The following is a 15,521-nucleotide window of genomic DNA, read 5'->3' on the forward strand; positions in this document are numbered from 1 at the left end:
TCAACGTCGAAGCAGAAATGTTATGTCATCAGATGTTGTGGCTTTTTTAGTTCCATACCTTCATTCTTTCCTCTAAATTTGATGTATGTAATTCAAGTTGAGTTCCATCTGGATCCAAGAAATTGATTGACCAGCCTGTACCACGCTTTATTGCTTCTCTTACTAACTTTACATGATTATCTTGGAGTGATTTTACTGCTTCTTTGAAATGATCCTCTGGAATATAAAATGCAACATGATCTACTCCTAGTTGTCTCTCTATATGTTCACTGTAACTATCTTGCTCAATCAAACAGATCCATGCACTTCCCCATTCTAAATATGCATCCTTGTTTCCTTTATGCCTTATATTTAGCCCAAGAACACTTGTATAAAAGTTTATTGATATTTCAAGATTTCTAACGTTTATTGTTACGTGATTGAATCCTTGAACTTTCATTTGAATTTCCTCTCTGAGATTACTTGATTAAGGATACTATTTCTTTTCTTGTAGTGCCACGATTTCTAATAGCGTTTGTATATCTTCGAATCCGATAGGCTTGCCGCGCAAGGTTGTTCGCTGAATCCGCTTCTCTTCTATTCACTTCTTGAGAACAATGAAGCAACTTGGTCCAGGATTTCATCACTATCCAAAGTGTTACCCCTTCCTTCTCCAATGTAATCGCCTTCAAACCTGCCTGCAGTAGTAATATGTTATTAGACGTTTTAATTACCTACAATGATATATTTACAAATCTCATATTAGCTATTAGTTCTATAAATTTCTATAAATTGTTCTTGATTCGGCATGTCAATTAAAAACATCTTTACGTTCTTATCTGGCCTATATGATGATAACGGATTTATAAAAGCCCCATAATAAACCTTCTTCTCATCTATTTTAAATACAAATCCTTGATTCAATTGCCCCCCTAACTTTTCATGAACTTTATTGATATTGACTTTCAAAACTTTTCCATCCCATAGATAGCTATCAATATCATTTGAGGTAATAATGGCGGAATTTTCTTCAACTATCTTTCCAGCTTCGCCAGAGTCAGTGCTCAATTCTGATGTTTTATATAATGAAAAGTCGAGATCATTTATAGTTTCTTTTTTATTACAACTAGATAAAAGAAATAGAACGACAAATAAAAAGGCAATTACTCTTATAGATTTCATTATCTTTTACCTCTTTCTATCAAGGGGGAATGCCCGCAGTAGGAATGTTGCCAACCTCGAAATACTCACTATCGAAACGACGGAACCTTGAGTTACTTACAACAACTTCTTATGTCTGTACCAATATGTATAAATCTCTTGATACCCGAGTCCCTCATATAATTTTAAAGCGGGTGCATTGCTTTTCACTACCTGTAAATAACTCTGACTTGCTCCATTTACTTTTGCCCACTTTAAAATATGCAAAATGAGTTCTCTACCATACCCTCGATTTCTATATCTACTATTTGTGACGATATCATAAAGTCCAACATAATTTTGTTCAATCACTCCGGCCCCACAAGCAACTGGTACCGAATTATCATACAGTGTAAAGAACCCCTTTTTTAGATATGACACGGAAAATAACTTTTTTGTAATTTCTGCATTAGAATCTGAAAGGTTATTAAAATCACTCAAAATATCTATCCATTCGTTATTAATTTCAGTTTTCATATTTACATTCGTTGTTACGGGTTCCTCAATCGCTGATAAATCAATTACCTGTACACTTGAAAGGTCAACAACATCATAACCTCGCTTATCTAAGATACTATCTATGTTCTTGGGTATAACAAAAGGAGTTACTTTAAAGATCGTATCCAATCCGACACTTGTGTAAATAGTTTCACAGTTTTGAATCTTCTCTTGAGTATTCTGCTCACTAGCATCATAAATGGGATTTATGGAATTAGACCTTTTAGTAAATCCGTTCGCGAAACGCAAGAGCCACCCATCATATACAAAGTTCTGTAATGCTGGCCAAGCATTTAGAGAAAACTCTTCAATTTTCTTATTCATGAATTACACCGCCATAATCAATATGTAAACGATAGTTTCCTTAACTAATTATTTGTTTCCTACTAGTCTGATTAATACTCTAGTTTATACACAACTTCCCCATCTATCACTCGGCCATCTTCATCAAATCCTAATTTTTCGTATAAACGTTTTGCCCAAACATTCTCTGGTTCAAAGCTTATGTATATCACCCGATGTTGTATATCTTCTTTAATCCTTTCGATGAGCTTCTTCATAGCAACTTCCCCATTACCTTTTGACTGATACTTAGTATCTATCATTAACCGATAAATCCAATATTCATGCGAGCGAAAACAAATTAGTTGCTACAAACTCTCTTTGTCCATCAGTTACACTCAGCTTAATGACATCAAAAAAATTGGTTCGATCTATTTCTTTGAGTAAGATCACAATTGCTCCCCCTGTCTTTATGCCAATCTTTAATAATATCCCAGTGTAGCAATACCTCGACCTTGATCCGTATTCAATAATTTATTAATTCTTTCTGAATCATTTCCGGTAGCATGTATAATTTTACCACCCTTGATTTCAAAACCACCAGCCAAACTTGCTCAAGCTATTAATTATATATTAAACTTTTGGTATATATCTTTTTGGTGAAAGTATCAGCTACAATAATATCGGATATGGCGTTACCATTAATTTCATTATCTCATTTCCAACAACATCACATCAAATGGAGGTTAAATTAATTTGGAGGGAATAATGTATATATTTTTAGCGATTAGTTTAATAACTTTGTGTATTTTGATTTATATTTTTCTAGGTTTATTTGGGATTAAAATATTATCAAAGAAAGTATTTAAAGGTACTTTTGACAACACAAAATTGTTATTAGTCGTAACATTATTAGTTTCTTTATCTCTAGTCCTTATCTATGCTTACCATGGTTCTAAGATTATACTTTTCCCATTAGTAATAAATTTAGGAGTCGCGCTGCGAACTTATATCGAAATGAAAAAGTCTGCTTCTAAATAAATTCAATGAATAATATTAGTTCACTTTTCTTTGGATATATTAAAATAATAATTTTGGGCTTGTTATATCCAGATAAATAATAAGTATAATCAATGAATCCCATCATGGAGACAGATTTTACGCTGATTTCCGATAACGATTGGCATTCCTGACGTTCAAGCAGCTTAAGGACCGTAAGGTCTGGTTGGCTTTATCACTTAGCTGGTTGGGTATGTCGCATGACTCTACATCCTTGAATCCCCTATCGGCGACTGAGGAGCGCTATTGACGATGATGAAAAACATTGTTAAGCGTAGTGCCCTCATCTTGAATATCTTTCAATCCGCTTAGTTGTTTTCCAATAATGCAACAAATTAGGTTTTTAATTAACTGTGATTTGGCACCATGGAAAATAAGAGGTTAATACTCACTTTTCAACTTAGAAAAGATAGCAAGATCAACATATTTCCCTTTTTCGAACTCATGTTGCCTTAAGACACCTTCTTTGTGGAAGCCGAGCTTATACATCAAACGGATCGACGCCTCATTCTCTGGTTCCACTTTTGCTTCGATTTTATTTACCTTCATGGTCAAAAATCCAAAATCCATGATGCATTTCACTACCTCTGTCATGATACCCTTACCCCAAAAGTGAGGAGTTAAGTCATAACCAATTTCTATGCGATTGTGCATCTTCTCGTAGTTCAAAAATCCGCATGTTCCAATCACCTTTTTAGACTCACTATCTTCTATCATCCACCGTAAACCAGATTGTTCCTTGAAAATTTTCTGATACCAACTCATTTCATTTATCGCATCCTCGACAGAAATAAATGGTGTGAATGGCATATATTTAATTACGCTTTCGTTTGAATAAAGCTCAAAAATATCATGTTGATCTTTTTCTTCTGCTTTACGTAGTGTGAAACGTTCTGTTTTTAAACGGGGGAAATTAATAAATGCGAACTCTGAATTCATGATAATTCTCCTTTTCACCTCAAAGCAACAACCCTGACAGTTCTAAAAAGTATCTATGAAATAGGTAGTTAATGGCTTATAGAGGTTTTTTATGATGTTCGATGATTTCCTATAATGTATCCGCACCCGCAGCACGAATATTGTGTTAGATGAAGTTACTTTGAATTACTTGCAAAATCCATTAACCCATCTCTTAATATTTCAATTCCTTCAATCACATATTTCATATTTTCTTCGTCATTCATGTTATTTCTTGCATGCAACAAAACGGGTCTTAATGATTCAACTGAATTGCCAAATTGATACATCCATTCATATCTTGGAACCATCCACAAATGAAAATGATGTGTTGTGTCTTCATTATAAAAGTAATACACCTTATCAATCCCCAATAATAACCTTTGTTCTTTCCTTATCTTATGTATTAAAGCGATATATTCAATTTGTTCTTCACTCGTTAACTCATCCATACTGTAAAAATGCCTTTTCGAGGCTAGTATCACTAAACCTCTAATTGGATAAGCAACATCTTGATGCACATGAAAATTTGTACTTTCATAAATCGTTCCACCCGTTGGTGTGATCAATCCACTTGTTAAAGCACAACTTAAACATTCGACTTTTAGCGATCTTCCATCAGCCAGCGTTATATATCTCGACATAATTTACCTCCTGGTTTTAAATAAAAACTCACTTCGTAATTTCATCTAACGTACCCACATTTCTGATGTTCGATCGGCTTAAGGTGCGTAGCACCGGGTCGTCAGCGCCTTCTTTGTAATACTCTCAACCTTAATTAACTTTAACTATCGTGTCCTATAAGTGCAACTAGATGCTTTATTTTTGATAGCAAGTTTCATACTTGTCCTTCATTAACAAACTTTGACAAGCTAGACCATTTTCGTGATAAATCTCTTTACCTATCTCCAATTCAATACTTCTATTGGAATTTGGATATTTAGGTTCTTCATTTACAATATATAGAGTATCTTCATCCTTCCACTCCATAACAAATTTACTTTTTGCATCACTATAATAAACAGTCTCGATTTTATCAAGCTCATCATTGTAAGTGATTTCTACCCATACATTGACACCACCAGCGGCACCACCATATGTCATATAGTAAGCATTAGCTGTATATTTTTCATTCGGTGAATCCACGGGTCCTTTGTAAAATTCACCCTCAAGGTTATTAAATGTAAAAAAGTATTGACTATATGCAAATAGTGCAAAAACCACAATAATCCCTGTCAGAGAAGCAAATAGTAGCTTTTTCGGGAATAGTTTCCTTCTTGTAAAAAAAAAAAATAATTTTAAACAAAAAATGATAAAAATCAAAACAGTTAAGAGAAGAATTGAAAGACCAAATAAATTTAAATAAAGACCATTCATATTTCTTCCGTTATTTGTTAAATTAACCTGCCTTAGCTAAAAAACATCTATGAATAGTTATAAAGGGTTATCATGATGTGCGCTGAAGTCCTATAACTTTGCGCATTCCTAACGTTCAAGCGGCTTTAGGACCGCAGAGGTCCGGGTGGCTCCGCCACTTAGCCGATTGGATGTGTCGCCTGAATAACCCCCTTGGAAATCCTTCTTGGCGATCAAGGGCGAATACGATGTTATCAGATGTGATTGCCTTCTTCGAGTTACTCTACAACTCACTTCATTAATTACTTCATTTCTCTTCGTTCTTTACATTTCTTTATAAAATTCTACTCTGAATGCGCCGCAATCCCTTTGATCAATAACTAACCTAGAGTCGGTTCTTAAATTATTTACCATTTCCTAATCTTCATGTTTCATTAGGGCAACCTCGCTTGGAACACAAACTAACTATGTATTTCAGATTTTACCATATTTACATTTCTTGTTGTATTGAACTATAAAAATATCCCTTTTTCTTAGCTAGAAAGTGCTTAGAAAAAAGGGATGTATTTTGCGTAGAAGATGCTTATTATATACGTTTAATAAATCGAACTTAAGTTATCGCTTATAGACAGGCTGTTCCAGAGTAATAGGATTCGGATTGCTGAGTACCCAATGCACTGACAGTTCGCACAGTCTCGCAGGTTCATCACTACCATTTCCGTTGTGAAGTTCTTTCGCTAATGTTACTGCCTCTTGAAGTGCAGCAGCATTTAATGGTGTGCCCAAGCTAAAGTAATGTATCAAAATATTAAGCATTTTACGATATTGATTATCCCAGTTGATACCGCCATTATCTAAAATTTCGTATGACACTTTACCTGTAATACGGATAACCTCACCCTGTACCGTTTTTGCATGTCCGTTTGAAGGAATGAGTAAATTCCAGAGTTCATTATGTTGCGCCTGCCAACCCTTTGTTGTTACTGTTATTGAAGAGGCACCGTCGTGCGTCTGTCGCTTCTCTACTGGAGGAACATCAAATAGCTCATATAGACGTAAAAGTGCCTCATCGGTTTGATTTAAATATTCTTTATTAAAGCCATCTCTGTGAAATTCAAAGTCGCTTCCAATTCGCTTAATAAAGTCTTTCATTTCAGGCGTTACTGTTGTTTCAGCGCTAAGCAAAATATCGGCAACTTCCGCCATATTGACAATATCCGCGTTTCTGCAACATGCCAAAGCTTTTACTAATGGAGTCTGTTTCATCTTATTTTCTGCATTGATATTTGCTCCTTTAGTAACCAACGTTTGAACCGCTTTTGGTTTAAATGAACCTACGGCAGCAAATAAAGGTGTCTCGTTTTGATAATCAATGGCTTCTATATCTGCACCTAAATCAAGCAGCAATTCAGTATTACCGCACCAACTTTTTGCATGTTCGTGCAAAGGCGTTTTTTCGTAATTGTCTCTAGCATTTATATCAGCACCCTGTTCCACGAGCCAGCGAACCAATTCATTCGGTATTTTGAAAAAGCTCAAGGCTGTTGATTTACTGTAACCACCACGGGCATCCAATTCACATTGGGTAAATACCTCTTTTAAAGCTGAAATATCGTCCGTTTTAATTAGTTCATCAAAATTTTTCGGCAAAGTTTTTTTCTTCTTTCCCATATGTACTTTCCTCCTTACTTCAGAGTATATAAATTTTCTTGATCACCAAATACATTTTAGATTTTATCATCTTTTCTTTTAGTATTAAAAATTGCTCTTGAAATCAAGTTTCTAAAATATATTTTTAGACATTGTCCTACAATCATTTCTGATAACGTTCAGACATTTACGACGTTCCATCCCCTTAAAGGCCGTAGGCCTGGCTACAAATGCAGTTAGAGGAATGTGTCCGGCAATACTTCATCGAAAATTCTTACCCGGACCAAGGAGAGTCATCGACAATGCGTAAATGTGCTGTTATCCGATGATTACATTCTAATTTCTTATAATCGTTAGAAAATTGTTCTTTGCAGTGGCATCAATTATCTGATTATTGGATTTACTTGCGGTATCACCAAGTGTATCAATGATGAGGCTTCAAGAGTTGTTTGCAGGAGCTTTGATCTTACGATCAATTTTCTTCAGTTTCTTCCCAAATTGCAAATTTTCCATAACCTAAAAACTCACGCACCTCAAGAACCTTACTGCCCCGTATAACAATTTCCATACCATTTTCAGAGTCCCATACTCACACATCATCTTCAATGAATTCTGTTCTATTCGCTTTAATCCAATCATTCATTCTATTTATTGAAGTTTCCGAGCAATCAATATACTTATCATATAGCGCTATCACGTCATTCATTAGCCTTTTGTCATTTTCTAAATCCCTTTGATTTACTGTTTTCTTCAATCTATTTTGTTCCGCTATGAGGATCTCTATATCCTCTAATACTTCGGACAGAGCAATATTCTTAAAATAATTTAGTCCTTTTTTTATTCCATTCCATGATTTCAGTTCATTGATGTTATAAGCAGAGAACCAATAAAATTCTTCCAAGGTCTTTGTATGGTTATGAAAAGAATAAAATAAGTAGAGTCCCTTTTGCCCTTCGTTTAATTGGTTATACATGTCGGACTTGGCTGAGAGGTCCTTCCCCCGAACAGCTAACAACATCGGCTTTATACATAGCCAGCTTAAAGATTGGCTTTCAATATCTATTGGATTAAGTTTTACCCTCATTGAATTCTCCTCTCACTTAAGTTTTGCAGGAATTTCACCTAACGTTTCGTATTTCTGACGTCCTACCGGCTTAAGCTGTCTGAATGAACTAGCGAAGCGTTCAATCTTGACCGGGTGTCTCTGCCACTTAGCTGGTTGGCACTTCTTCGAGTTTACTTGTGCCAAATCATTGAATATCTCCATAATAAATGGATTTTAAATTTACTTGCTGGTAGAAGCTTAGTGTATACCTTTCTCAACTGATTAGTATCCATGTACTTATCATGTTTTAAATGTTCAATCCATGCTTCAATTTCTTCTTCTGTTTTTATCTTCTTACCTTTCTTCGTTATTAAATGGAATTTATTTAGTGGAATTGCAAATAAATTTAGCAAGTATTCAATCATTGTAGACTGTTCATATAAATCTAGAATTGCTATTACTCCATTAGGCTTAAGAGCTCTCCTTAGTTTAGGTAATATTTCTTCGAGTTCAAGGTGATGGAATACAGCAATAGAAACAATATAATCGTATGAGTTATCTTCTAGAGGTAGTTCCATAATGTTTCCGGTTTGATATATTATATTCGGAAATAATTTAGAGTGTTCAATTGCCTTTTGAATCATGACTGGAGATAAATCAATACTTTCAACGCTCTTAACCTTTGTAGCTAGTATTCTAGAGAACTCTCCTTTACCGCATCCTATTTCCAATGCATTTATACTCTCATCAGGTATCTGCCTTAATAGGAAATTGTGATAATGATTATTGTGATTCCATTCGTCATCATCCCCATTAGCAATACGATCAAAATCATTTTGTATTACTTCAGAATTATTCAATTGAACTCATCCCTTCAAAGTTTTTAAAGCTTTGCCATCTTTCACATAACGTTTGGCATTCCTGACGTTCAAGTAGCTTAAGTGACTGCAGGGAACAGGTCATCAGCCTTAGCTGGTTGAATGTATCGCCTGAACTCATTTCTCTGATATCCCTCTTGGCGATCAAGGGCGAATGCCCGCAGTAAGTATGTGGTGTTATGTGATGCTCTCGGCTTCACTGAATTAACTTCAAATCATTAGTTATTATTATGCTTTATTTCTTCTATTACTGAATATCCTTTAGATCTATCTTTACATGTCCATTCCCATTCTTCAAAGATTCTTAATCTACCATCATCCATAAATTCTGGTATTGATTTACAAATACCTGTCATTATTTCTTTGTTTTCATTAATATGGTGATACCTCATATCTAAGCATCCATCTCCATCTACTACTGCAACTAAATGTCCCTTTACTACTCCGCCTCCTGAGTATTCTGCCCACACTGTATCTTCTTCTTGATAGTAATGAAAAATTGTTTCTTGATTTACTTCACCATTTTCAGTGTTCTTGACTGTCTTGAAGATCTTGCTATTGTAATTAACTGGATTCATAATAACTCCTCTGTATTCTCTAGTAATTTATTGATTTTATCCGATTTTCTGAGAGTTTCACATAACGTTTCCGTGTTCACGACGTCCATTCACCCTAAGCTGCACGAGTCCTAGCATGATCTCGGCCGGCCGCGATGCGGTTTTGGTGAATGGATGTGTCGCCTGAATCAGCCTCCCCGACTTATCATCTGGCGACCGAGGCGCTTGTCCAACGATACGTCAACACATTGTTATCTGACGTTGACGGCATCTTCGAATACTCTTTCAAATATTACTTACATATCATTAATATATTTCCATCAGGATCTTTTATATTAAACCAGTGTCCGTTTTCAATTTCTGTTATCAGTTCAATATTCATAGACTTTATGTATTCATAGGATTTTTCAATATCATCTGTAGCTAATTGAACACTTGGAATCTTAAATACATTATCTGGTGAATATATCTGGCTGTCTAATACAATATTTGTCTTTCCTTGCATTGAAAGAACATAAATATGTCCAAAAAATATCTCTCCATCGTTTGGTAGGTTAAGTAGATTACAATACCAATCTCTGGCGCTTTCAATATTACTAACAGGAATGAATACTCCATTAATTAGGTTTTTTATTGGACTTGTCATACAATTATTACCTCCGTTTATTGATTTGATCTTTATATGTATTTCGTCAGTTTCAGATAACGTTCTTGTATTCACGAAACTCCTAGCCTTAGATTGCTCTTATCTTAGGCTGGGGAATTGGTTGTCTGAGCTTCTTCCATGATTATACCTCTGACAACCAAAGGGCGATAGCCCTGCAGCGTAAATACTATGTTAGATGATGTTGCTTCTTCTCCGAAATACTTATAACAATTACTCTTTAAAATTCCATTCATCATAAAAGTGACTTAAATATTCTTCCATAAATAAATGTCTTTTCTGCGCTATCTCTTTCGCATAATTCGTATTCATCAAATCCTTAATTTTCAATAGTTTTTCATAGAAGTGGTATATTGCCGTTTTTTCATTTGATCTGTAATCCATATTAGTATTATCTTGTTCCAAATTATGTATTTGCTGTCCTTTCCAACCCGAATATACAAATGTTCTAGCAATTCCTATTGCCCCTAAAGCATCTAGTCGATCAGCATCTTGAACAATTTGACCTTCTATTGTTTTCATTGGTTTGTTCTGTCCGCCATTATAAGACATTGTTGATATTATACTCATGACTTTATCTATACACTCTTTATCGTCTATATTCTGTATCATCCAATTCCGTACTTTATCTAATCCTGCTTGTTTTGATTCATTTATTTTTTCATCAGCAATGTCATGAAGAAGTGCTGCCAATTCACATATAAAATAATCTGCCTTCTCGTTCTTTGCAATTTCTAGAGCTATATTTCTAACCCGATTACAATGCCACCAATCATGACCGGATCGATCAAATTCTAGTTCTTCCTTCACAAAATTCTCCGCAAGTTTGATAAGAGCTTTATTGTTTTTCATCTCTACCTCTTTTTCTGATTTTAGGCAATTTCATCTAACGTTTGACATTCCTGACGTTCAAGTGGCTTAAGTGACCGTAGGGAACGGGTCGTCAGACTTAGCTGCTTGAATGTATCGCCTGAATAATCTTCTTGCAAATTTTCCTAGCGATCAAGGGCGAATGCCCGAAGTAGGAATGCGGTGCTAGGTGATGTCACAGTCCTCTTGGATAAACCTTATAAAATCTAATCATTCCACATTCTTGTTACTACTTCTAATTCTAAGTCCTTGAATTGCATTTTATAGATATCTGGTTTCTTTAATTGATTCAAAAACTCCAAGCCAAAAGCTGGATCAAAATGATTCATCATCAAAGTCATTACAAGACCATGAGTCCCGATTGCTATTTTCTTCCCTCTGTGCTCTTTTAATATGAGTTTTAGAACTGAGATTGCTCTTTTCTGACAATCAGCATTAGACTCTCCACCTGGCAAGGTATAATCAGGGACATTAAAACTCTCTCTGATACTAGACATTAACTCTGCATTATCAATAATATAAGATCCAAAATGACGTTCTCTAAGATCTTCAAATACTTTAACATCTAACTTTAAGTGCTCGGCCAATCCCTCAACACTAAGAATTGCTCGAGTATAAGGACTTGATATAATCATGTCTATTCCTTCATCTATAAGTAACTTCGTTACTTTTTCAATATCGATCTTTCCTTTTGGGGTAAGCCCTCTTATTCTTTCATTTCCTTCATTGTATGGTGATTCTCCATGCCTAATCATATAGATAATTGTCTTCATACAGGCCTCCTTTAAATGCTTTCATTAAATGTCACACTGTGATTTCCTATAACGTTGAGCATTCCTGACGTTCAAGTGGCTTAAGGATCGTAGGTCCGGGTCGTCAGACTTAGCCGATTGGATGTGTCGCCTGAATTGACTTCTCCGAATATCCCCTTGGCGACCAAGGAGTGTCAGCGACGATGTATTAATGTTTTGTTATCGGATGTTATTGCCACCATGTATTACTATCAAATGAGTCAGTGATCATTCCCAAGATGTGTATTCCTCTAAGAAAAAATCCCCTTCTATTTCAAGGATCGTCTTCGGTTTACTGTCATCATAATAACTAATATCTATCGTTGTTCCACTCCATTGAAGAAAAAAGACCCCATTACCTCTATACTCCAAGTTTATTAAGTTTTCATCTACATCTTGATGTTCAAAATAATACAATCTAGCATCCAGGTCTTTATTTTCTTCGTTATATCCTTGCGAGAGTTCAAACGATCTAGTCCCAAATTCATTGAGTACTAACTTATCAAGATATATTGTAACTTCAGCATTTGGATTCATTGCGAAATTAGCAGTATCTTCAACCGACATAATAGCTTGAGAGTCTGTCTCAGTTTCAAACCACATCATTATTGTTTCATCAGCTCTACGAACAACATAAGCCCTTGATTCTAATAGTTTAAATTTCTCAGTTCCATTAAAACGTTTAAGGGTCATAGTACCCATAATATATTCTCCTTAAATTTGCAATAATTTCCGATAACGTTCGCACATTACCAACGTTCAAGTAGCTTAAGTGACCGTAGGGAACGGTATACCGCTCTGTGCTTCACACACTCTGGTGACCAAGTAATTCCTGGATGTAACGATATTAATCCCATCCTTCATAAGATAAGTCGTAAAGGAATGTCTCCATACATGACAACTGACATCCTTAATAATTTTGGCTTCAGCTAGTGCTTTGAGCTAATCGTCTGATTAACATGAGCGTGGGAATGACTCCTTTTTAGCATTGAAAGTGTAAATTACTGCACTGCCAAATATATAGTTACTCGTATGCGCAGACTCAAGAGTATAGGTGTAAAAACGTTCCACTTATGATATGTCTCGCTCTTTACCACCGCACCTTTCCAGACAGACACCGAGCTCTTTTTTATACAAAAACAACAAAATAACTTTCCCGTAAATTTATTCCTTTTAGTATAACAGCCATTCACATATATGGACATTGATATATAAAAAGGCCCTAAGATGATTGCTCATCTTAAAGCCCTATACTTCGGTGGAGAAATACTCTCCCTTATCGAATTTCACAACTACCCTTTCCTCACTCAAACAAGTGCCGGTGCCTATCAAAGCACCTCACCAGCTCATTAATATGTTTAGCTTAGGACATATCTACAACACTCTAAACATACAAATTCCATCCCACAATAAAAGCAGCCAATATAAAAGCCGAGATGCCAGTTATGATGTACATAACCTTTTGCTTTTTGCTGTAACTGCTCTTCCACAGTTTGTAAATAAGCAAGCCAAGATACGCCACTGCTAGAACCACATAAAGCAGGTTAAACATTAAATTGATGCGTAACGAAGAATAAGCGGGAAAACTTTGAAACCTTAACCTCGTGTGTATGATGAAAAGATTAAGAAGGAGTAAGACACCTGCAAAATTAATTGCAAGATGATATTTATCAAACTTGGTTGGATGATTTCCTCGTTTATATAGTTTGTAAAGAAGCATCCGGATTAAATAGCCGATCAAAGCACATAAACTGAAAATGATGGCTAGCGCAACAGGAATAAGAGATATCTTAATTAAGTTTACCTTTAAATTCGATACAGGCAAGAAATCAATATAAGGGGTGACGGAAATTTTCTCAACAACACCATTATGCTCGACAACATTATAAAAACTACTTAACTCAGCTTTTGTGTATTTTGTTATGTCAAGTGCTGTAAATAAGTCAGTAAATCTAGAGGCTGCCCGTCGTGCGGATTGAAAATATCCTCCCCCCTCCGAAGTAATTGAATTAGAATACATAGTACTACCAAAAATTTCTTTAATAAGTCCATAATAATAAATTTCTTCAAAAGACTGGTTTGTCATTACCACCATCCCAAATTTAGATTCTGGATCAAAGACAAGTTTACTTGAAAATCCTTTTAAATTCCCCTCGTGCATCAGTGTAGGTACCCAGTATTCCATCTCAACGAACCCATGCGCAAATCGAGGAATAGAAGTCCCGTCATAGTATAGACTTGTTGACAACATTTCGTTTAGCGTATCCCTGTTCGTAAATAATAAATTATTATCATCCACAGGCATCAGCGCTGCAAGGAATTTCGCTAAATCCTCTGCTGTTCCAATGGCTGCCCCTGTAGGATAAAACGTTACGTATACTCTGTTCTGAGGGATCAGTTTCAAATCTTTAGTATACCCTTCAATCTCATTCCTTCTTTGTACTAAATCTGGATGATCTTGCCCCGTTGGATGAATCGAGGTGTCGTTCATATTAAGCGGTTTAAATATATGTTGATTGACATATTCATAAAAAGGTTGGTCGCTTATCAATTCCACGATGTAACCGGCTAGACCAACGCCATAGTTAGAATAACCCACTATGCTATTCGGTTTATATATCTGTTTCGGTTCATTTTTACGCAAAGTTTCTCCTAATTCTAAAGTTTCATTCTCGGAATAATAGAACACCTCGGCCATTGTTTGATCTTCCCAACCCGCATTGTGATGCATCAGGTTCAAGAGGGTAATTGGATCATCATATTTCAGCTTTTTGAAAAATCCCTCTGGCAAATATTCCTGGATATCCGTCTCCAAATCAAGCTTTCCTTGTTCGACAAGCTGCATCACACTCGTATAGACCAACAGTTTAGAGATGGAAGCCCATTCAAAAACAGTAGAGGTATCCGCCTTTCGCTGATTCTCAATATCTGCGTAACCATATGCCTTATTCACAATAGTTTCACCATCTTTGATAACCACAATCGAAACGGCAGCGGTATACTTCTCATACGAGGCAACATAAGCATCAATCGTTTCCTCTAACTTGGATAAAGGAATCCTAGATGGTGTAGTCTCAACCTGTTCTTCTTCAGCGTGGGCAGGTACTGCTATTGCCATAATGATAAATATGAATGACAGAACACAAGCAATTACTTTGTTTACAGTGTGAACACTACGATCTTTCTGCATCAGCTACTCTCCTTCAACATCAAATAATAAGATCAGATCTAACTCATCTTCCTCAGCATATTTCGATAAGAAATACTGCCGAATCAATCTCACTCCATGCTGAAGTCAAGGTGTTTTAAGAGTGCACATTAAAATTTGTTCATTAAGTTATAATCTACGATTCTCCATCACTCTGTTTTTGGCAAGATTTGTTTTGCCACTTCCTTAGATTCATAGAATACAGGTCTACCTTCAGGCGAATTCACCTAATCGCCTTCTATAGAGTGATAGACGAGGCTCTTCATTATCTACAACCTACTTTGTCAGCAGATCAAGTGAACTCTGGAAGCAAAGGATATCTTCGATACTGCCATGAGTGTAGATTATGCGTATATTCCTATTCTATTTCTTCCCCGCATCGATATCTTGCGGTCGCAAGCCTTCCCAAATATTGGGCATGTCCACCAATTCAGGATGTTCTCTTTGTCACTTTTCTATTGTTAGCCGAAGTTCGACTAGGAATTGATGTAGAACCCATTAGATATTCCCCGACTCTGTTGTTAATC

General features: G+C 35.7%; 17 protein-coding genes. All 17 read right to left on the bottom strand.

Translation table 11 applies throughout. From position 1 onward, the window contains the following. Window positions 1–46 precede the first annotated feature (46 nt). Entirely contained in the window at window positions 47–439 is a 393-nt protein-coding gene (locus LPB68_RS01435) for a VOC family protein (protein ID WP_068658553.1), read from the bottom strand. 302 nt (window positions 440–741) lie between these two features. Beyond that, window positions 742–1,161 (bottom strand): hypothetical protein, encoded by a 420-nt coding sequence (locus LPB68_RS01445; RefSeq protein ID WP_068658549.1) that lies wholly within the window; start codon window positions 1,159–1,161, stop codon window positions 742–744. 96 nt (window positions 1,162–1,257) lie between these two features. Next, the gene (locus tag LPB68_RS01450; RefSeq protein WP_068658547.1) at window positions 1,258–2,001 is read right to left on the bottom strand and encodes a GNAT family N-acetyltransferase; all 744 of its coding nucleotides are present in this window, start codon (window positions 1,999–2,001) and stop codon (window positions 1,258–1,260) included. Window positions 2,002–2,072: 71 nt separating this feature from the next. After that, window positions 2,073–2,282: a GNAT family N-acetyltransferase gene (locus tag LPB68_RS23280; protein ID WP_232510225.1), complete on the bottom strand. Its 210-nt coding sequence runs from the start codon at window positions 2,280–2,282 to the stop codon at window positions 2,073–2,075. Window positions 2,283–3,399: 1,117 nt separating this feature from the next. Continuing rightward, window positions 3,400–3,957, bottom strand: coding sequence for a GNAT family N-acetyltransferase (locus LPB68_RS01465; RefSeq protein ID WP_068658543.1), 558 nt, complete (start codon window positions 3,955–3,957; stop codon window positions 3,400–3,402). Between the two features lie 155 nt (window positions 3,958–4,112). Then, window positions 4,113–4,619, bottom strand: a complete 507-nt coding sequence (locus tag LPB68_RS01470; protein WP_068658541.1) for an HIT family protein — start codon at window positions 4,617–4,619, stop codon at window positions 4,113–4,115. Between the two features lie 175 nt (window positions 4,620–4,794). After that, window positions 4,795–5,352: a DUF5412 family protein gene (locus LPB68_RS01475; RefSeq protein WP_068658539.1), complete on the bottom strand. Its 558-nt coding sequence runs from the start codon at window positions 5,350–5,352 to the stop codon at window positions 4,795–4,797. Between the two features lie 594 nt (window positions 5,353–5,946). Continuing rightward, entirely contained in the window at window positions 5,947–7,002 is a 1,056-nt protein-coding gene (locus LPB68_RS01480) for an ankyrin repeat domain-containing protein (RefSeq protein ID WP_068658537.1), read from the bottom strand. A gap of 568 nt (window positions 7,003–7,570) precedes the next feature. Continuing rightward, window positions 7,571–8,065, bottom strand: coding sequence for a hypothetical protein (locus LPB68_RS01485; RefSeq protein ID WP_068658535.1), 495 nt, complete (start codon window positions 8,063–8,065; stop codon window positions 7,571–7,573). Window positions 8,066–8,077: 12 nt separating this feature from the next. Then, window positions 8,078–8,230 carry a hypothetical protein gene (locus LPB68_RS22620; protein ID WP_157756198.1) on the bottom strand — a complete coding sequence of 51 codons (153 nt, stop codon included), beginning with the start codon at window positions 8,228–8,230 and terminating at the stop codon, window positions 8,078–8,080. Then, window positions 8,218–8,886 carry a class I SAM-dependent methyltransferase gene (locus LPB68_RS01490; RefSeq protein WP_068658533.1) on the bottom strand — a complete coding sequence of 223 codons (669 nt, stop codon included), beginning with the start codon at window positions 8,884–8,886 and terminating at the stop codon, window positions 8,218–8,220. The genes LPB68_RS22620 and LPB68_RS01490 overlap by 13 nt, the downstream gene beginning before the upstream one ends. A 236-nt stretch (window positions 8,887–9,122) precedes the next feature. After that, window positions 9,123–9,482, bottom strand: coding sequence for an avidin-fold protein (locus LPB68_RS01495; RefSeq protein WP_068658531.1), 360 nt, complete (start codon window positions 9,480–9,482; stop codon window positions 9,123–9,125). A 271-nt stretch (window positions 9,483–9,753) separates the two neighbouring features. Beyond that, entirely contained in the window at window positions 9,754–10,107 is a 354-nt protein-coding gene (locus LPB68_RS01500) for a VOC family protein (RefSeq protein WP_068658529.1), read from the bottom strand. 231 nt (window positions 10,108–10,338) lie between these two features. Then, window positions 10,339–10,977, bottom strand: a complete 639-nt coding sequence (locus LPB68_RS01505) for an HD domain-containing protein (RefSeq protein ID WP_068658527.1) — start codon at window positions 10,975–10,977, stop codon at window positions 10,339–10,341. A gap of 224 nt (window positions 10,978–11,201) precedes the next feature. Continuing rightward, complete coding sequence (locus LPB68_RS01510; protein ID WP_068658525.1) at window positions 11,202–11,768, bottom strand: histidine phosphatase family protein; 567 nt, start codon at window positions 11,766–11,768, stop codon at window positions 11,202–11,204. Window positions 11,769–12,014: 246 nt separating this feature from the next. Next, window positions 12,015–12,488 carry a hypothetical protein gene (locus tag LPB68_RS01515; protein WP_232510224.1) on the bottom strand — a complete coding sequence of 158 codons (474 nt, stop codon included), beginning with the start codon at window positions 12,486–12,488 and terminating at the stop codon, window positions 12,015–12,017. 682 nt (window positions 12,489–13,170) lie between these two features. Then, on the bottom strand, window positions 13,171–14,976 hold the full coding sequence (locus tag LPB68_RS01520) for a serine hydrolase domain-containing protein (protein WP_068658521.1): 1,806 nt from the start codon (window positions 14,974–14,976) through the stop codon (window positions 13,171–13,173). Between the last annotated feature and the right edge of the window lie 545 nt (window positions 14,977–15,521).

The sequence above is a fragment of the Paenibacillus crassostreae genome (assembly GCF_001857945.1).
Taxonomy (GTDB): Bacteria; Bacillota; Bacilli; order Paenibacillales; family Paenibacillaceae; genus Paenibacillus_AQ; species Paenibacillus_AQ crassostreae.

Bases quoted from the DNA above. Each gene is read 5' to 3' on its own strand.
- LPB68_RS01435 (WP_068658553.1), bottom strand. From the start codon at position 439: ATGAAAGTTCAAGGATTCAATCACGTAACAATAAACGTTAGAAATCTT.
- LPB68_RS01445 (WP_068658549.1), bottom strand. From the start codon at position 1,161: ATGAAATCTATAAGAGTAATTGCCTTTTTATTTGTCGTTCTATTTCTT.
- LPB68_RS01450 (WP_068658547.1), bottom strand. From the start codon at position 2,001: ATGAATAAGAAAATTGAAGAGTTTTCTCTAAATGCTTGGCCAGCATTA.
- LPB68_RS23280 (WP_232510225.1), bottom strand. From the start codon at position 2,282: ATGATAGATACTAAGTATCAGTCAAAAGGTAATGGGGAAGTTGCTATG.
- LPB68_RS01465 (WP_068658543.1), bottom strand. From the start codon at position 3,957: ATGAATTCAGAGTTCGCATTTATTAATTTCCCCCGTTTAAAAACAGAA.
- LPB68_RS01470 (WP_068658541.1), bottom strand. From the start codon at position 4,619: ATGTCGAGATATATAACGCTGGCTGATGGAAGATCGCTAAAAGTCGAA.
- LPB68_RS01475 (WP_068658539.1), bottom strand. From the start codon at position 5,352: ATGAATGGTCTTTATTTAAATTTATTTGGTCTTTCAATTCTTCTCTTA.
- LPB68_RS01480 (WP_068658537.1), bottom strand. From the start codon at position 7,002: ATGGGAAAGAAGAAAAAAACTTTGCCGAAAAATTTTGATGAACTAATT.
- LPB68_RS01485 (WP_068658535.1), bottom strand. From the start codon at position 8,065: ATGAGGGTAAAACTTAATCCAATAGATATTGAAAGCCAATCTTTAAGC.
- LPB68_RS01495 (WP_068658531.1), bottom strand. From the start codon at position 9,482: ATGAATCCAGTTAATTACAATAGCAAGATCTTCAAGACAGTCAAGAAC.
- LPB68_RS01500 (WP_068658529.1), bottom strand. From the start codon at position 10,107: ATGACAAGTCCAATAAAAAACCTAATTAATGGAGTATTCATTCCTGTT.
- LPB68_RS01505 (WP_068658527.1), bottom strand. From the start codon at position 10,977: ATGAAAAACAATAAAGCTCTTATCAAACTTGCGGAGAATTTTGTGAAG.
- LPB68_RS01510 (WP_068658525.1), bottom strand. From the start codon at position 11,768: ATGAAGACAATTATCTATATGATTAGGCATGGAGAATCACCATACAAT.
- LPB68_RS01515 (WP_232510224.1), bottom strand. From the start codon at position 12,488: ATGGGTACTATGACCCTTAAACGTTTTAATGGAACTGAGAAATTTAAA.
- LPB68_RS01520 (WP_068658521.1), bottom strand. From the start codon at position 14,976: ATGCAGAAAGATCGTAGTGTTCACACTGTAAACAAAGTAATTGCTTGT.